This window comes from Nonomuraea aridisoli (genome assembly GCF_003236395.1).
Lineage (GTDB): Bacteria > Actinomycetota > Actinomycetes > Streptosporangiales > Streptosporangiaceae > Nonomuraea > Nonomuraea aridisoli.
Window position 1 is genome coordinate 1 of the sequence record NZ_POUD01000229.1, and the last position, 14,957, is coordinate 14,957.

Sequence of the window (14,957 nt, forward strand, 5' to 3'; positions counted from 1 at the left end):
GGCCCCCGCGACCCAGGGCCTGGACCCTTGCCCCGACCTCGACTCCGGTCCCATTGGGACGGTCGCTGTTGAGGACCCGCCACCCCCTCATCGCAGCCGCCCGACGGCGGCGTGGCCGAGTGGGCCGGATGTGGGCATGTGGGCTGCAAGTGCGGTGAAGGTGGCGCGGGTTATCTGTAAGGCGACAAACCCCCCGTTCCGCCGCAGGGAGTCCCGATGTCCCGTCCGATCGCGCACGCCCGCCGGCTCGTGCTGCTCGCCCTGGTGGCGGCGCTGGCGCTCGCTACGGCGGCCGTGCCCGCCAGTGCCCAGGCCCCCGTCCAGGACCGCATCAACGCCGCCTTCCGCAAGTGGCTCTCCGACAACAAGGTGAGCAACGCCGGCCTGGCCGTGATGCGCGACAACGAGCTCGTCGGCTCGTACGGCTCCAACGCGATGTCCGCGGAGACCCCCGCACCCGTGGCCTCCCTCTCGAAAGCCGTCACGGCCGTGTGCGTCATGTCCCTCATCGACAACGGACGGCTCCGCTTCGACACCCGCCTCAGCGCGCTCGGCCCGCGTTTCCGCAGGGCGACCGGTCCGTGGTCGAGCGCCGCGGTCGGCGACATCACCATCGAGCAACTGCTCCGGCACCGAAGCCGGATCACCCACGACCCCTCGCAGAAGGGCCTGGGCGACGTGCCGAACTCCGCTTCCGCCGACCTGGTCCTCATCCGCCGCGCGCTGGCACAGCCGCTGCTCACGATGCCGTCCGCAGACATCTACAACAACATCAACTACGCCATCCTCGGCTACGTGATCAGGACGGTCACCGGCGAGCCGTACGAGAGCTACTGCCGCCGCACGGCCCTGGCGCCGCGCGGCGCGGGCCAGGCCAGGATCGGCGCCGGCACGCGCGCGATGGGCGCGTTCGGCGGCTGGGAGATCTCGGCCGTCGACTACGCGAGGTTCGCCCGCGCCTTCGACCCCCGCAGCCGGCTGCTGAGCCCGGCGGCCCACCGCTTCATCGACGCGAAGGCCAACCCGCGTACGCCCACCGCGGCACTGGGCGTGTTCGTGGTCGCGACACCCCAGGGCCGCAACCTCTTCCACCACGGGAGCTGGCGCTCGACGGCGACGACCCCGCAGCGGTTCGGCGCCTTCTTCGCCATGTGGAACAACGGCATCTCGGTGGTCGCCACCTACGACGAGAACGTCACGGACGCGGCCCGCAACGCCTTGGACAACGCCCTGCGCCAGGCCGCCTACAGCCGCGGCTAGGCAGCCAGACGCCCTGGGAACCCGGCGCGATCAGCTCACCACGCCGGATCCCCAGGCCCAGGCGGCGATCTCCACGCGGTTGCGGACGCCGAGTTTGGTCTGGATGCTGCCCAGATGGGTCTTCACCGTCGACAGTGACACGAACAGCTCCGCGGCCACCTCCTGGTTCGTCCGCCCCCTGGCGACCAGGCGCACGACGTCGAGCTCGCGCTCGGTCAGCGGGTCACGCGCGGGAAGCGCCGTCCGCCGGGGCTTGGACAGGTGCTGCAGCAGCCGTACGGTCACCGACGGCGACACCAGCGCGTCACCCGCCGCGGCGGCCCTGACGGCCTCGATCAGCAGCGTCGGCCCGCTGTCCTTGAGCAGGAACCCGGTCGCGCCGGAGCGCAGGGCCCCGTAGACGTACTCGTCGAGGTCGAACGTGGTGACGATGACCACCCGCAGCGGGTTCTCCACGCCCGGCCCGGCCAGGGCGCGGGTCACCTCAAGGCCGTCGAGCTTGGGCATCCGGATGTCGAGCAGGCACACGTCGGGCCGCAGCCGCCTGGCCTCCGCCACCGCCTCGGCGCCGTCGGACACCGCGGCCACGACCTCCATGTCCGGTTGCGCGTCCAAGATCATCTGGAAGCCGGTCCGCACCAGGTGCTGGTCGTCGGCGATGAGAACCCGAATAGTCACGGCCCCAACTCTAAGGAGAGGATCGGCCGTTCGGCCGAGGGAGTGTGGACGCACGGCCGATCCGGCGGATGAGGGCCGCGCGCGAGTCTGGTCGGCATGAATGACGTGCTTGTTGGACGGGCGCTGGTGAAGCGGTTCGGGCAGACGGTCGCCCTCGGGGGCGTGGACATCGCGGTACGAGCCGGGGAGGCCGTGGCGATCATGGGGCCGAGCGGGTCCGGCAAGTCGACCCTGCTGCACTGCCTGGCCGGGATCATGAAGCCGGACGCCGGCGAGGTGCACCTGCTGGGGCAGCGCATCGACACGATGGGGGAGCGCAAGCGCAGCGAGCTGCGGCGTACCCGGTTCGGCTTCGTCTTCCAGTTCGGCCAGCTGCTGCCCGAGCTGCCCGCCGAGGAGAACGTGGCCCTGCCGCTGATGCTGGGCGGCGTGCCGAGGAGCCAGGCGGTACGGCAGGCCCGCGAGTGGTTCGGCCCTCTCGGCCTGCAGACCATGGAGACGCGGCGGCCCGGGGAGTTGTCCGGCGGCCAGGCGCAGCGGGTGGCCATCGCCAGGGCGCTGGTGAGCAAGCCGGCCGTGGTGTTCGCCGACGAGCCCACCGGCGCCCTCGACCAGCGCACCGGGCACGACACGATGCGGCTGCTGGTGGAGGCGACCAAGCACAACGGCGCCGGCCTGATCGTCGTCACCCACGACCCGAACGTGGCCGGCTGGTGCGACCGCACCGTCGAGGTCCGCGACGGGCTGCTCGCCGGCGGGGTGCGCGCGTGAATCTCGCACTGACCTGGCGGCTGCTCAAGGGCGGCGGCCGCCGCGGGATGCTCGGCACCTGGCTCACGTTCGGGGCGGTCGCCGTGTCGACGGCGCTGCTGCTGTTCGCGGTGGCCGCCAACTTCGCCTTCGAGGCCAGGGCCGACCGCGGCGCCTGGCGCAACCCCGTCCCGGCCTCCTCGGGCGCGGCGGCGGTGGAGAAGTCCCGGTACGACTTCGTCCGCGACCAGGTGATCACCGTCGTCGACCTGGCCGCGCTGGGGGAGGAGACGCCGGCCCCGCCGCCCGGCCTGCCCCGGTTCCCGCGTCCCGGCGAGGCGTGGCTGTCGCCCGCCCTGGCGGAGCTGGCCAGGGAACTGCCCGCCGACCAGCTGGCCGCGCGCTATCCCCGGCAGGCGGGCGTGCTCGGCGATGAGGCGCTGGTGTACCCGGGCGAGCTGGTCGCGGTCGTCGGCCACGCGCCGGACGCCCCCGAGCTGCAGGCTCCGCCCGGCGACCCGATCGTGGGCCGGACGCCGGTCAAGGTCGCCGACCTGGAGGGGCAGGCGAGCGACGACGCCGAGGTGTACGGGGCGCTCGCCGTCATCGCCGGCGTGCTCATGGTCGTGCCGCTGCTCGTCTTCGGGGGCGCGGCGGCCCGGCTCACGGTGGCCAGGCGCGACCAGCGGCTGGCCGCGCTGCGGCTGGTCGGCGCGACGCCCGGCCAGGTGGTGACGATGACCGTGGCGGAGGCGATGCTCGTGGCGCTGGCCGGCGCCCTGGCCGGCACCGTCGCCTACACCCTGGCCGCGCCGCTGCTGGCCGGGATCGAGATGCAGGGCGGCCCCTGGTTCACCTCCGACGTCTTCCCGCACCCGCTGGTCATGCTGGCGGTGCTGGCCGGGGTGCCGCTGGTGGTGGGCCTGTCGGCGGTGGCGGGCCTGCGGCGGGTGGTCGTCAGCCCGCTCGGGGTGGCCAAGCGTGAGACGCCGCCCGGCATGCGGTTCGTCCGGGTGCTCGTCCTGCTGGCCGTGCTGGCGGCGTACCCGGTGGTGACACGGGGGGAGGGCGTCGGCGCCGGGATCATCGCGGCCGCGCTGGCGCTGGCGTTCCTGGGCGTGAACCTGGTCGGCCCCTGGGTGGTCGGCCTGATCGGGCGGATCACGGCCCGGCTCGCCCGCGGGCCGGTCCGGCTGCTGGCCGGCCGCAGGCTCGTGGACGACCCTCGCTCGGCCTGGCGGACGGTGAGCGGCGTGGCGCTGACCGGGTTCGTGGCCGGGTTCGTCGGACTGCTCAGCCCGGCGGCGTTCGACGAGGGGCCCGCCGGGCCGCCGGAGCTGCGCGTCGTCACGCCCGCCGGGCAGGTCGAGCAGGTGGCCGGGCAGGCCCGCGAACGCCTGCGGGAGGCCGGCGTGACCGCGACCGTCGAGGCGGACAAGAGCGTCGTGGTCGCGGCGCTCGGCAGCTCCGCCGACGTCGCCACGGTCGACCGGGCCCGCACCGCGCTGGCCGGGATCGTCCCCGGGCACACGCCCACGACGCAGGACGACGACCTCCGGCTCAGCGACCAGCTCTTCGCCGACATCCGTGTGGGGACGGTGGTCGTGCTGGCGGTGTCGTTCCTGGTGGCCGTCGCGAGCTCGGGGATCACCGCCATGTCGTCGGTGCTGGACCGGCGGCAGACGTACGGGCTGCTGCGCCTGGCGGGCACGCCGCTCGCGGTGCTGGACCGGGCCCGCCGGGCGGAGACGCTGATCCCGCTGACGGTGATGGGCGGCGGGGCGATCCTGGTGGGCGTGTTCTGCGCGCTGCCGTTCATCAGCGTGGGGATGAGCTCGGCGGGGGCGATCACGCTCGGCGTGTGCGTCGTCGCCGGGTTCGCGGGCGTGATCGGGGCGGGGGCGCTGAGCCGCCCCCTGCTGAGGGCGGTCACCGCCGACCCGGCCCCCCGCCCGGACTGAAGGGGCCCGACTGAAGTGACTCGGCTGAAGGGGCCCGGTTGAAGGGGCCCGGTTGAAGGGGCCCGGTTGAAGGGGTTCAGCCGAGGACGAGGTCGCGGACGATCTTCAGGGACGGCTCGTCACGGGGACCCATGACGAGCAGGCTGGTGACAGGGCTGCGCCGCCACGGCTCCAGGCGTTCCCTGATCCGCCCGGGCGGGCCGACGAGGGAGATCCCGTCGGCCAGCTCGTCGGGGATCGCCCGGAACGCCTCGTCGCGGCGGCCCGCGAGATAGAGGGCCTGGATGTGCTCGGCGGCCTCGGCGTAGCCCATCCGGCCGATGATGTCGGCGTGGAAGTTGCGGTGGCGGGCGCCCATGCCGCCGATGTACAGCGTGAGCATCATCTTCACGCCGTCGAGGGCGGCCCGCACGTCGTCGGAGATCACCACCATCACCATGGCCGCCACGTCGAAGCCGCCGGGGGCGTCCGCGAGCGACGCGCCGTACATCTCCTCGATCTTGGAGGGGAACGCGAACAGCGGCAGCCAGCCCTGGGCGATCTCGGCGGCCAGGGCGACGTTCTTCGGCCCCTCGGCCCCGAGATAGACGGGGATGTCGGCCCTGAGCGGATGCGTGATGAGCTTGAGGGGTTTGCCGAGGCCGCCGGGCAGCGGCAGCGGGTAGTGCGGGCCGTCATGGGCGACCGGCTCCTCGCGCCGCCACACCTGGCGCATGATCTCGACGTACTCGCGCGTACGGGCCAGCGGCCGGGCGAACGGCTGCCCGTACCAGCCCTCCACGACCTGCGGCCCCGAGGCGCCCACGCCGAGCAGCAGCCGGCCGCCCGTGAGGTGGTCGAGGGTCATCGCGGTCATGGCCGTGGTGACCGGCGGCCTGGCCGAGATCTGGGCGATCGAGGTGCCCAGCTTGATGCGGGTGGTGCGCGCGCCGTACCAGGCCAGCGGGGTGAACGCGTCGCTGCCGTACGCCTCCGCGGTCCACACGGAGTCGTAGCCGAGCCGCTCCGCGGCCAGCACGGATTCGGTCGCGTCGTCGGCGTGGCGCTGCCAGTAACCCAGGTTCAGCCCGAGCTTCACAAGACACCTCCGGAACTAAATTCCATTACGGTGCGTAGCGCTCGACGTGTCAATGGGATCTTCCGGGGAAGTCACAGCTTGTGCTCAAGGGTCTCTGCCGTCTCGCCTGCCTGCTGCTGCTCCTGCTGCCGGCGGCCGAGCCGACGATGGCCGAGGGTGACTCCCGGCCCAACATCGTCGTGGTGATGGCCGACGACCTCGAGTTCGGGACGCTGCCGTACTTCCCGAACATCACCCGGCACCTCGTCTACCAGGGCGTCTCGTTCGACCGGTTCTTCGTGACCAACTCCTGGTGCTGCCCGTCGCGGGCGTCGATCCTGCGCTCCCAGCACGTGCACAGCCACGGCGTGCTGACCAACACCGCGCCCGAGGGCGGCTTCGACCGCTTCCACACCCTGGGCCTGGAACGCTCCACGATCGGCACCTGGATGCAGCAGGCCGGCTACCGCACGGCGCTGATGGGCAAGTACCTCAACCACTACCCGGGCGACACGGCCGCCGAGACGCACGTGCCGCCCGGCTGGAACGAGTGGGCCGTGCCCGTGCGCGCCCTCTACGAGGAGTACGGCTACCGGCTCAACGAGAACGGCGCCCTGCGCGACTACGGCTGGGCCGAGCAGGACTACCTGTCCGACGTGCTGGCCGGCAAGGCGCGCGACTTCATCGGCCGTTCCAAGCAGCCGTTCTTCCTCTTCCTGGCGCCGGTCGGCCCGCACAACCCGGCCAACCCGGCCTACCGCCACGCGGGCGCCTTCCCGCTGGCCCACGCGCCGCGCACGCCGTCGTTCAACCAGGACGACGTCAGCGACGAGCCGCTGTGGCTGCGCACGCGGCCCCGGCTGACTCCGGAGCAGGTCGTCGAGGTGGACGAGCGCCACCGGCGCAGGCTGCGCTCGATGCTCGGGGTGGACGACCTGGTCGGGACGGTCGTGCGGGCGCTGCGCGAGGCCGGGCAGCTGGACAACACCTACATCTTCTTCACCTCCGACAACGGCTTCCATCTCGGCACGCACCGGCTCAAGCAGGGCAAGACCACGCCGTTCGAGGAGGCGATCCGGGTGCCGCTCGTCGTGCGCGGCCCCGGTGTCAAGGCCAACTCCACGGTCTCGCAGATGGGCGTCACCATCGACCTGCCGGCCACGTTCGCGGCGCTGGGCGGGGCGACGGCGCCGGCGTTCGCGGAGGGCCGCTCGCTGGTGCCGCTGTTGCGCGGCAGGGAGCCGGAGCGGTGGCGCAGGAACGCGCTGATCGAGTTCGTCCGCCCGGCCAACCGCGCCTCCGCCGCCCAGACACCGGTCCCGGCCTATCAGGCGCTGCGCACCGAGCGGTACACGTACGTGCGGTACGAGACGGGCGAGAAGCAGCTCTACGACCTGCACACCGATCCGTACCAGCTGCGCAACCTCGCCGCCTACGCCGATCCGGCGCTGATCGCCAACCTGGACGCCCGCCTGGCCGGCATGGTCGCCTGCTCGGGCGCGAACTGCCGGCAGGCGGACATGCGCCAGTGAACCCGTCAGCCCGTGGTTCGTCAGGCCGTGAACAACGACGGGTAGGCGTGCGCCAGGTGCTCCGAGACCGCCCGCGCGGCCTCGTCCGGGTCGCCGGCGCCGACGGCCTCCAGGATGCGGACGTGGTCGGAGCGCAGGATCGAGGTGTCCCCGAGGCGCTGGACGGCCTCGACCGAGTAGCGGCGCATCGAGTCGCGCAGTGAGCGCATGATCGCGGCGACCAGCCGGTTGCCGGAGGCGTCGGCGAGCGCGCAGTGGAAGGCCGTGTCGTGCTCGACGAACTCCTCCGCCGAGCCGGCCGCGTCCATCCCGGCCAGGGCCGCGGCGAGCGCGGAGGTGTCGGCGCGGGCGGCGGCGGCGCCAGCGGCGGCCCACTGCTCGATCATGTGCCGGGTGTCGATGACCTCGCGCATCTCCAGGCTGGCCAGGCCGAGGTGGAGCCGGAGCAGGTCGGACAGCGCCGAGTCGGGCCGCGAGGTGAGCACCGCCCCCGCGTCGGGGCCGCGGCCCACCTGCGAGGAGACCACGCCGAGGGTCTCCAGCACGCGCATCGCCTCGCGCACCGAGGAACGGCTGACGCCGAGCTGCTCGGCGAGCTGGCGCTCGGCGGGCAACCGGTCGCCCACGGTGAGGCCGTCCTCGGCGATACGCCGCTCGATCTGGGCGAGAACGTCCTCGAACGTCCGCGTTCGCTTGATGGGACGCCAGCCGGTGCCGTCCAACGAAGCCTCCCTGATGCTGGCCGGAAATCACCTGATTGGGTATGGTCTGACCATACTGTGGTCTGACTACTCCCCGGAAGGAGACCCGTGCGAGTCGCGCTGTTCATCACGTGCGTGAACGACACGCTCTTCCCCGGCACCGGCAAGGCCGTCGTGTCGCTCCTGCGCAGGCTGGGCTGCGACGTCGACTTCCCCGCCGCGCAGACGTGCTGCGGGCAGATGCACGTCAACACCGGCTACCGGGCCGAGGGCACGCGCCTCGCGCGGCACTTCACCGAGGTGTTCGCCGGGTACGACGCGGTCGTCGCGCCGTCGGGGTCGTGCGCGGCCATGGTGCGCGAGCAGTACCCGAAACTGGTCGAGCCGGGCAGCAGGGGAGCGGCGGCGATCGCGGAGGTCACGCCGAAGGTGTACGAGCTGTCCGAGTTCCTGATCGACGTACTGAAAAAAGAAGATGTTGGAGCATATTTCCCGCACCGGGTGACATATCACCCGACGTGTCACTCGCTCCGGGGGCTCCGCCTGGGCGACCGGCCCACCCGCCTGCTCCAGAACGTCCGCGGGCTCGAGCTCGTGCCGCTGCCCGGCGCCGAGGAGTGCTGCGGCTTCGGCGGCACGTTCGCGGTGAAGAACCCGGCCGTGTCGGCCGCGATGGGCGCCGACAAGACCCGCAACATCCAGGACACCGGCGCGGAGGTGGTCTGCGCGGCCGACAACTCGTGCCTGATGCACATCGGCGGCACCCTGCGCCGCCAGAAGACCGGTGTCAGGACCATGCACCTCGCCGAGATCCTCGCCTCGACGGAGGACGACTGATGAGCGCCACCTTCCTCGGCATGCCAGGAAATTTTCCGGAAAATGCCGCAATAGCCGTACAGGACTCGCAACTCCGGTTCAACCTTCGTAAGGCCACGCACACCATTCGCGACCGGCGGGCCAGTGTGGTCGGCGAGCTGCCCGACTGGCAGGAGCTGCGCGCCGCCGGCAAGGCGATCAAGGACCACACCCTGCGCAACCTCGACCGCTACCTGCTGCGGATGGAGGAGGCCGTCACCCGGGCGGGCGGCACCGTCCACTGGGCACGCGACGCCGCCGAGGCCAACCGCATCGTGACGGACCTGGTCAAGGCCACCGGCGAGACCGAGGTGGTCAAGGTCAAGTCGATGGCCACCCAGGAGATCGGCCTGAACGAGGCGCTCGCCGAGCACGGCATCGCGGCGTACGAGACCGACCTCGCCGAGCTGATCGTGCAGCTCGGCGACGACTTCCCCAGCCACATCCTGGTGCCCGCGATCCATCGCAACCGGTCGGAGATCCGCGAGATCTTCCTCGACCGGATGCCCGAGGTGTCGCGCGACCTGACCGACGACCCGCCCGCCCTCACCGAGGCGGCCCGGCTCCACCTGCGCGAACGTTTCCTGCGCAGCAAGGTCGCCATCTCCGGCGCGAACTTCATGGTCGCCGAGACCGGCACGCTGGTGGTGCTGGAGTCGGAGGGCAACGGCCGCATGTGCCTGTCGTTGCCCGAGACGCTCATCAGCGTCGTCGGGATCGAGAAGCTGCTGCCCTCCTGGCGGGATCTGGAGGTGTTCCTCCAGCTTCTTCCGCGAAGCTCCACGGGTGAGCGGATGAACCCGTACACGAGCATGTGGACCGGCGCGGTCGAGGGCCAGGAGTTCCACCTCGTGCTGCTCGACAACGGCCGCACCGACGTGCTCGCCGACGAGGTGGGCCGCCAGGCGCTGCGCTGCATCCGCTGCTCGGCCTGCCTGAACGTCTGCCCCGTGTACGAGCGGGCGGGCGGCCACGCCTACGGCTCGGTCTATCCCGGCCCGATCGGCGCGATCCTGACCCCGCAGCTGCGCGGCATGGGCTCGGAGCTGGACGCCTCGCTGCCGTTCGCCTCCAGCCTCTGCGGCGCCTGCTACGACGTCTGCCCGGTGGCCATCGACATCCCCGAGGTGCTGGTGGACCTGCGGGCCAAGGCCCCGCACGCGGCGGCGGAGCGGGCCGGCATGAAGGCCGCCGGCTGGATCCTGAACGACCACGAACGCCTGGCCAAGGCCCAGCGCGCGGCCACGAAGCTGCGCAAGCTCGTCCCGAAGCGCCGGTTGCCCGGCCCTCTGTCGGCCTGGACCGACACCCGGGACGTGCCGGAAATCCCGGAGGAATCCTTCAGAGACTGGTGGGAGCGGGAAGCGTCCCATGGGCAGGGAGCGGAATGAGCGCGCGTGAGGAGATCCTGGCCCGGATCCGCACGGCCGTCGCGGGCGCGCAGGACGTCGAGATCCCGCGCGGCTACCGCACCGAGCGGCAGGTGGACGACCTCGTGGGCCTGTTCGCCGAGCGGGTGGACGACTACCGGGCGATCGTGCACGTCGTCCCGTCGGCCGGGGTCCCGGCCAAGATCGACGAATGCGTCCGGGGCAGGCGCATGGTCATCCCCGAGGGGTTCGGCCGCGACGGCGGCTGGGACGACCTCAGGACGGCCGACGGCGTGCTGACGAACTGCGCCGTGGCCATCGCCGAGACCGGCACCATCGTCCTCGACCACGGCCCCGGCCAGGGCACGCGGGCGCAGACGCTGGTCCCCGACTACCACCTGTGCGTGGTGCGGGCCGACCAGATCGTGCCCGGCGTGCCGGAGGCCGTGGCGCGCCTCGACCCGTCCCGCCCGCTCACCTGGATCAGCGGCCCCTCGGCCACCAGCGACATCGAGCTGAACCGCGTCGAGGGCGTGCACGGCCCCCGCACGCTGGAAGTGGTGATCAGTACCTGAGGACGGCCGCCACGTCCGAGACGGCGTCGGTGAACCACAGCTCGGCGTCCGTCATCGCGGCGGCCCTGGCCAGCGCGGAGTCGGAGCGTTCCTGGATCGGCTCGTCGACGCCCCAGCGGCGCAGCTCGGCGGGGTCGGTGGCCACCTGCGTGCCGCCCTCGCCGATCCAGACCGGCTTCGGCAGCTCGCCGGGCAGCAGCAGCGCGTGCACCCGCCCCTCGCGCAGCGCGTGGCAGACCCGCGCCATCCCGGTGGGGCCGTCGGCCTCCTGGTGCCGCTCCAGCAGCTCGGCGCGCCTGCGGTCGAGCCACTCGTCGAGTGAGCGCTCCACGTCCTGCTCGAACTGCCCGTGGTCGTCGCGGCTGCCGTGCTCGACCATCCTCACCCGCTCGGAGGACTTGGCGCCGAGGTGGTTCAGCAGGTACGACCGCGACTTCGGCTCGCCCGCCACCAGCACGACCTCGGTGCCGAGCCGGCGTACCTGCTCGTCGATCTCCTGGGCGACGGCGACCGCGTTCTTCTCCCACGCCTCGTCCACGGCGCGTTCGTAGCGCTTCTGCGACCAGCCGCCCTGCGCGGTCTTCTGCAGCGGCCACGCGGCGGCCTCCACGGTCGCCTTGCGCGGCGAGCCGCCGCCGAAGGCAGTCAGCTCGGCGCCCGCGTGGTCCACGATGACCCGCAGATGCGGCACGTTCTCGCCGCGCTGCATGAGCAGCGGTGTCACGTGCGGCAGCGGCGACCACATCGCCAGCTCGCGCGGGGCCCGGTCGAGCGACTCGGCCAGCACCACGTCACCGTGCGTGGCGAACAGCGCCCGCCCGGCGGCGGCCCGCATCGCCTCCTCCCGCAGGGCGTCCACGGTCGCCTTGTCGGCGTGGCCGTCCTGTTCGAGCAGGTCGCGTACGCCGCGCCAGTGGCTCTCCCGCTCCGGCCCGGTCAAGGCGCCCACGTAGACCGACGCGTAGGGGCCGCGGCGTTCGTACAGGGGGCGGATGAAGTCGAGCCGCACGGGTCACCACCTCCCCTGCTCGACGCCGATGCCGAGCGACTGGGCGATGTCGGCCATGTTCTCGAAGCTGCGATCGGGGAGGGCCTCGACCATGTCGAGCACACGATCGGGGGCGCCCTGGCGCTGGGCGCGCCGCAGCAGCTCCTCCTTGGAGGTCGGCCAGTGGGTGTCGCTGAGCCATCTGGCCAGTTCGCTGCGGACGTCCACGTCCTGCTGCGTCATGCCCTGGGGCACACCGGGCTCGTGACCGGGCGGGTACGACTGCGTGGACTCCTCGTCGGCCGACCGCATGGCCTCGGGCTCCTTCCATTCCTCGGCGTGGGTCGAACCACCGCCGCGCACCATGCCCTCGGTCTCGTGCTTCTGCTGGTCGTCCATGCGGGGTCCGTGCTTGTCGCTCCCACGTTGCATAGTTCCCTCACTCCTCTCAATGCGCCCCTACCCCCGCTTTCGTGGGCAAACATCGCCTTTGTGTAGCCTGCCGAGCGTGTTCGATCCCGACGTGAGCATCGCCACCGACCGGCTCACGCTCCGGCCGTTCGGCCCCCAGGACGAGGCCCGGGTCCGCACGATCATGCAGTCCGGCGTGCGGTTCCTCCCGCCGGGCGCCCCCTCCGAGCCGTCCGGCGTCCGGCAGTGGCTCAGGAACGGCGTGCATGAGCCGCACCGCGCCGGCCAGGGCGTCCACCTCGCGATGACCGACGCCGACGGCCTCATCGTGGGCGCCGTCAGCCTGTTCAAGACCTCCTGGACGGCCGGAACGACCGAGGTCGGCTACGCCGTCCACCCCCTCCACCGCAACCGCGGTCTGGCCACCGAGGCCGTACGCGCGCTGACGGCCTGGGTGTTCGCGACCACCCCGCTGCGCAGGATCGACCTGACCGCGAGTCTCGACAACCTCGCCTCGCTCAGCGTCGCCAGGAAAGCGGGCTTCACCTGGGAGGGTGTGCTGCGCGACGCCGTGCTGGAGGAGGACGGGCCGCACGACCTGGTCGTCCTCGGCCTGCTGCGTGAGGACGGCCCGCCCGCCCCGCTGCTGCCCAGGAAACGCCTGCGCACCCCGCGCCTGCTGCTGCGGCCGCCGACCGAGCAGGACGTCCCCGACCTGGCCGCCACCGGCTCCGACCCGTTCACCCAGGCCATGACCGGCATCCCGCGCGGCTACACCGAGCCGCACGCGCGGGCGTTCATCGAGCACACCGAACGCATGCGCCTGCGCGGCCAGGGCGCCGCCTGGACCGCCGAGGAGCTGGCGAGCGGCCGCTTCGCCGCCAACGTGGACCTGCGCGACCTCGACTGGAACAACAGGACCGCCGAGGTCGGCTACATGACCGCGCCGTGGGCCCGCGGCAGGGGGTACGCGGGGGAGGCCGTGCTGGCCATCGCGCGCTGGTTGTTCGAGCGGCACGGCTTCCGCCGGCTCCAGCTGCGCGCCTCCGTGGCCAACACCGCCTCCCAGCGGGTCGCGGAGAAGGCGGGCTTCGTCCGTGAGGGCGTCGCCCGCGCCTCGCTCGGCGGCGACGACCTGATCGTCTACAGCCTCCTTCCCTCGGACCTGCACTGAGGGCACAGCGGACTGACCTCCGCACCCTTTGTGAAACCCCTCGGCAACCGTCACCCTTGAGACAAGGACGGTGAGGCAGTGATGATCACGGTTGTCGGGTGGGACGGATCCGAGCTCTCGGCCACGGCGGTGGCCAGACTGCAGGAGGCCGCGCTCGTCGTGGGGCCCGACGCCCTGCTCGGCCGGCTCGCCCTCACCGCGCTGACGGTGCCCGACGACTCGCTGCTGCAGACCCTCGACGACCACCTCGAACACGGCGAGGGCCCCGCGGTCGTCATCGCCGAGGGCGATCCCGGCTTCTTCGGCGTCGTCCGCGGGCTGCGCGCCCACGGCCTCAAACCGGACGTCCTGCCCGCCATGTCGCCGGTCACCCGCGCCTTCGCCCGCGCCGGGCTCAACTGGGAGGACGCGCTGGTCGTCGCCCCGTCCGGCCCCCGCGAGCTCGGCCGCGTCGTCAACGCCTGCCGCGCCCACCCCAAGGTCGCGCTGCTCGTCGCGCCCGGCGTCGGCCCCGGCGAGATCGCCAGGGAGCTCGCCCCCACCACGCCCCGCGCCCTGATCGTCTGCGAGGACCTCGGCGGCCCCGACGAACGCGTCACGCACAGCCGCATGGGCGAGGCCACCACCCGGCCGTGGAAGGACCCCGACGTCGTCCTCGTCATCGACCCGCTGCACCGGCCGAAGGAGCCCGGCTGGGTGGCCGGGGCGCAGCCGGGGCCGGCGGAATGGGCGCTGCCGTTCGAGAGCCGCGTGCCGGCCGAGGTCCGGGCGTACGTCCTGGCCAAGCTCGGCCCCCGGCTCGGCGACCTGGTCTGGGACGTCGGCGCGGGCGCCGGCGAGATCGCCGTCGAGTGCGCCCGGCTCGGCGCCGCCGTCATGGCCGTCGAACGCGACGAGGAGATGTGCGCCCGGCTGCGCGCCAACGTGCTGGAACACGGCGTCAAGGTGGCGCTGACCAGGGGCCAGGCCCCGCCCGCGCTGGAGCCGCTGCCCGACCCCGACACCGTCTACGTGGGCGGCGGCGGCCCCGACGTGGTCGCCGCCTGCGCCGTCCGCGGCCCGCGGGCGCTGGTGTGCGCGCTGCGCAAGGTCGAGCAGGTGACGGCCGTGCTGGAACGGCTGCGCGAGCACGGCTACCGCGGCGAGGGCACCCAGATCCTGGCCTCGCGGCTGACGCTCGACCCCGGCGGCTCCCACCGGCTGACCGCCGCCGACCCCTTTTTCGTGGTGTATGCCACACCTGCGCACTCAGCGTGACCTGTCCCGTACCGGTGCCCATCGGTTATCCTCGCGTGACTTTGTCTCATCGAAGTCGTCGCAGTCTCACCGCACCGGAGAATCCCTCACCATGAAGCCGCCGCTCCTGCTGATCGGGCAGGGCTCCCAGGACGACGCCTACGCCGCGGAGTTCGGCAGGTTCGTCCACCGCCTGCGTTGCCGCCTCGACCAGACGGGCGCCGACGTATCGGGCGGCTACCTGGAGCGGGCCACACCCCGGCTCAGCGACTCGGTCGCCTCCCTGGTGGCCCGCGGGCACCACCGGCTCGTGGCGATGCCGCTCAGCCTGAACAGGCTGGACGAGGAGCTCTCCGGCGCGCTGGCCCTGGAGCAGCAGCGGCACCCGACCCTCATGTACGACTACGCC

15 protein-coding genes are annotated in these 14,957 nt (G+C 72.5%); 10 read left to right on the forward strand and 5 right to left on the reverse strand.

Annotation, left to right across the window (positions count from 1 at the left end):
* The first annotated feature begins 216 nt into the window (after positions 1 to 216).
* The gene (locus C1J01_RS36480) at positions 217 to 1,260 is read left to right on the forward strand and encodes a serine hydrolase domain-containing protein (RefSeq protein WP_111183527.1); all 1,044 of its coding nucleotides are present in this window, start codon (positions 217 to 219) and stop codon (positions 1,258 to 1,260) included.
* A 30-nt stretch (positions 1,261 to 1,290) separates the two neighbouring features.
* Here the strand turns inward: C1J01_RS36480 and C1J01_RS36485 are convergent, their stop codons facing one another.
* A complete protein-coding gene (locus tag C1J01_RS36485; protein WP_111183528.1) occupies positions 1,291 to 1,938 on the reverse strand; it encodes a response regulator in 648 nt (215 codons plus the stop codon).
* Between the two features lie 96 nt (positions 1,939 to 2,034).
* Here C1J01_RS36485 and C1J01_RS36490 point away from each other — a divergent pair, with 96 nt between their 5' ends.
* Positions 2,035 to 2,709, forward strand: a complete 675-nt coding sequence (locus C1J01_RS36490; protein WP_111183529.1) for an ABC transporter ATP-binding protein — start codon at positions 2,035 to 2,037, stop codon at positions 2,707 to 2,709.
* Positions 2,706 to 4,649: an FtsX-like permease family protein gene (locus C1J01_RS36495; protein WP_111183530.1), complete on the forward strand. Its 1,944-nt coding sequence runs from the start codon at positions 2,706 to 2,708 to the stop codon at positions 4,647 to 4,649. The genes C1J01_RS36490 and C1J01_RS36495 overlap by 4 nt, the downstream gene beginning before the upstream one ends.
* A gap of 76 nt (positions 4,650 to 4,725) precedes the next feature.
* Here the strand turns inward: C1J01_RS36495 and C1J01_RS36500 are convergent, their stop codons facing one another.
* Complete coding sequence (locus C1J01_RS36500) at positions 4,726 to 5,727, reverse strand: LLM class F420-dependent oxidoreductase (RefSeq protein WP_111183531.1); 1,002 nt, start codon at positions 5,725 to 5,727, stop codon at positions 4,726 to 4,728.
* An 80-nt stretch (positions 5,728 to 5,807) separates the two neighbouring features.
* On the opposite strand from C1J01_RS36500, the gene C1J01_RS36505 reads away from it, so the two are divergent.
* The gene (locus tag C1J01_RS36505) at positions 5,808 to 7,238 is read left to right on the forward strand and encodes a sulfatase family protein (RefSeq protein WP_235854909.1); all 1,431 of its coding nucleotides are present in this window, start codon (positions 5,808 to 5,810) and stop codon (positions 7,236 to 7,238) included.
* A 20-nt stretch (positions 7,239 to 7,258) separates the two neighbouring features.
* Here C1J01_RS36505 and C1J01_RS36510 read toward each other — a convergent pair whose 3' ends face one another.
* The gene (locus tag C1J01_RS36510) at positions 7,259 to 7,960 is read right to left on the reverse strand and encodes a FadR/GntR family transcriptional regulator (protein WP_111183532.1); all 702 of its coding nucleotides are present in this window, start codon (positions 7,958 to 7,960) and stop codon (positions 7,259 to 7,261) included.
* Between the two features lie 87 nt (positions 7,961 to 8,047).
* Here C1J01_RS36510 and C1J01_RS36515 point away from each other — a divergent pair, with 87 nt between their 5' ends.
* The 3 genes from C1J01_RS36515 to C1J01_RS36525 are packed head-to-tail and all read left to right on the forward strand — an operon-like array spanning position 8,048 to position 10,739.
* Positions 8,048 to 8,776, forward strand: a complete 729-nt coding sequence (locus C1J01_RS36515) for a (Fe-S)-binding protein (protein WP_111183533.1) — start codon at positions 8,048 to 8,050, stop codon at positions 8,774 to 8,776.
* Positions 8,776 to 10,185: a lactate utilization protein B gene (locus tag C1J01_RS36520; protein WP_111183534.1), complete on the forward strand. Its 1,410-nt coding sequence runs from the start codon at positions 8,776 to 8,778 to the stop codon at positions 10,183 to 10,185. The genes C1J01_RS36515 and C1J01_RS36520 overlap by 1 nt, the downstream gene beginning before the upstream one ends.
* On the forward strand, positions 10,182 to 10,739 hold the full coding sequence (locus tag C1J01_RS36525; RefSeq protein ID WP_111183535.1) for a LutC/YkgG family protein: 558 nt from the start codon (positions 10,182 to 10,184) through the stop codon (positions 10,737 to 10,739). Before C1J01_RS36520 ends, C1J01_RS36525 begins: the two co-directional genes overlap by 4 nt.
* Here the strand turns inward: C1J01_RS36525 and C1J01_RS36530 are convergent.
* Entirely contained in the window at positions 10,729 to 11,748 is a 1,020-nt protein-coding gene (locus C1J01_RS36530) for a baeRF2 domain-containing protein (protein WP_111183536.1), read from the reverse strand. The genes C1J01_RS36525 and C1J01_RS36530 overlap by 11 nt on opposite strands.
* Before the next feature lie 3 nt (positions 11,749 to 11,751).
* Positions 11,752 to 12,126 (reverse strand): DUF2795 domain-containing protein, encoded by a 375-nt coding sequence (locus C1J01_RS36535; protein ID WP_235854910.1) that lies wholly within the window; start codon positions 12,124 to 12,126, stop codon positions 11,752 to 11,754.
* Positions 12,127 to 12,235: 109 nt separating this feature from the next.
* On the opposite strand from C1J01_RS36535, the gene C1J01_RS36540 reads away from it, so the two are divergent.
* The 3 genes from C1J01_RS36540 to C1J01_RS36550 all read left to right on the forward strand — a co-directional run.
* Complete coding sequence (locus C1J01_RS36540) at positions 12,236 to 13,312, forward strand: GNAT family N-acetyltransferase (RefSeq protein ID WP_181449165.1); 1,077 nt, start codon at positions 12,236 to 12,238, stop codon at positions 13,310 to 13,312.
* A gap of 81 nt (positions 13,313 to 13,393) precedes the next feature.
* Complete coding sequence (locus C1J01_RS36545; protein WP_111183538.1) at positions 13,394 to 14,569, forward strand: bifunctional cobalt-precorrin-7 (C(5))-methyltransferase/cobalt-precorrin-6B (C(15))-methyltransferase; 1,176 nt, start codon at positions 13,394 to 13,396, stop codon at positions 14,567 to 14,569.
* A 91-nt stretch (positions 14,570 to 14,660) separates the two neighbouring features.
* Positions 14,661 to 14,957 (forward strand): sirohydrochlorin chelatase (locus C1J01_RS36550; RefSeq protein ID WP_181449166.1); only part of this gene is annotated, 297 nt, incomplete at its 3' end.

Excerpts from the sequence above, each read along its gene's own strand:
- C1J01_RS36520 (WP_111183534.1), top strand. The coding sequence starts at position 8,776 with ATGAGCGCCACCTTCCTCGGCATGCCAGGAAATTTTCCGGAAAATGCC.
- C1J01_RS36480 (WP_111183527.1), top strand. The coding sequence starts at position 217 with ATGTCCCGTCCGATCGCGCACGCCCGCCGGCTCGTGCTGCTCGCCCTG.
- C1J01_RS36525 (WP_111183535.1), top strand. The coding sequence starts at position 10,182 with ATGAGCGCGCGTGAGGAGATCCTGGCCCGGATCCGCACGGCCGTCGCG.
- C1J01_RS36535 (WP_235854910.1), bottom strand. The coding sequence starts at position 12,126 with ATGGACGACCAGCAGAAGCACGAGACCGAGGGCATGGTGCGCGGCGGT.
- C1J01_RS36545 (WP_111183538.1), top strand. The coding sequence starts at position 13,394 with ATGATCACGGTTGTCGGGTGGGACGGATCCGAGCTCTCGGCCACGGCG.
- C1J01_RS36490 (WP_111183529.1), top strand. The coding sequence starts at position 2,035 with ATGAATGACGTGCTTGTTGGACGGGCGCTGGTGAAGCGGTTCGGGCAG.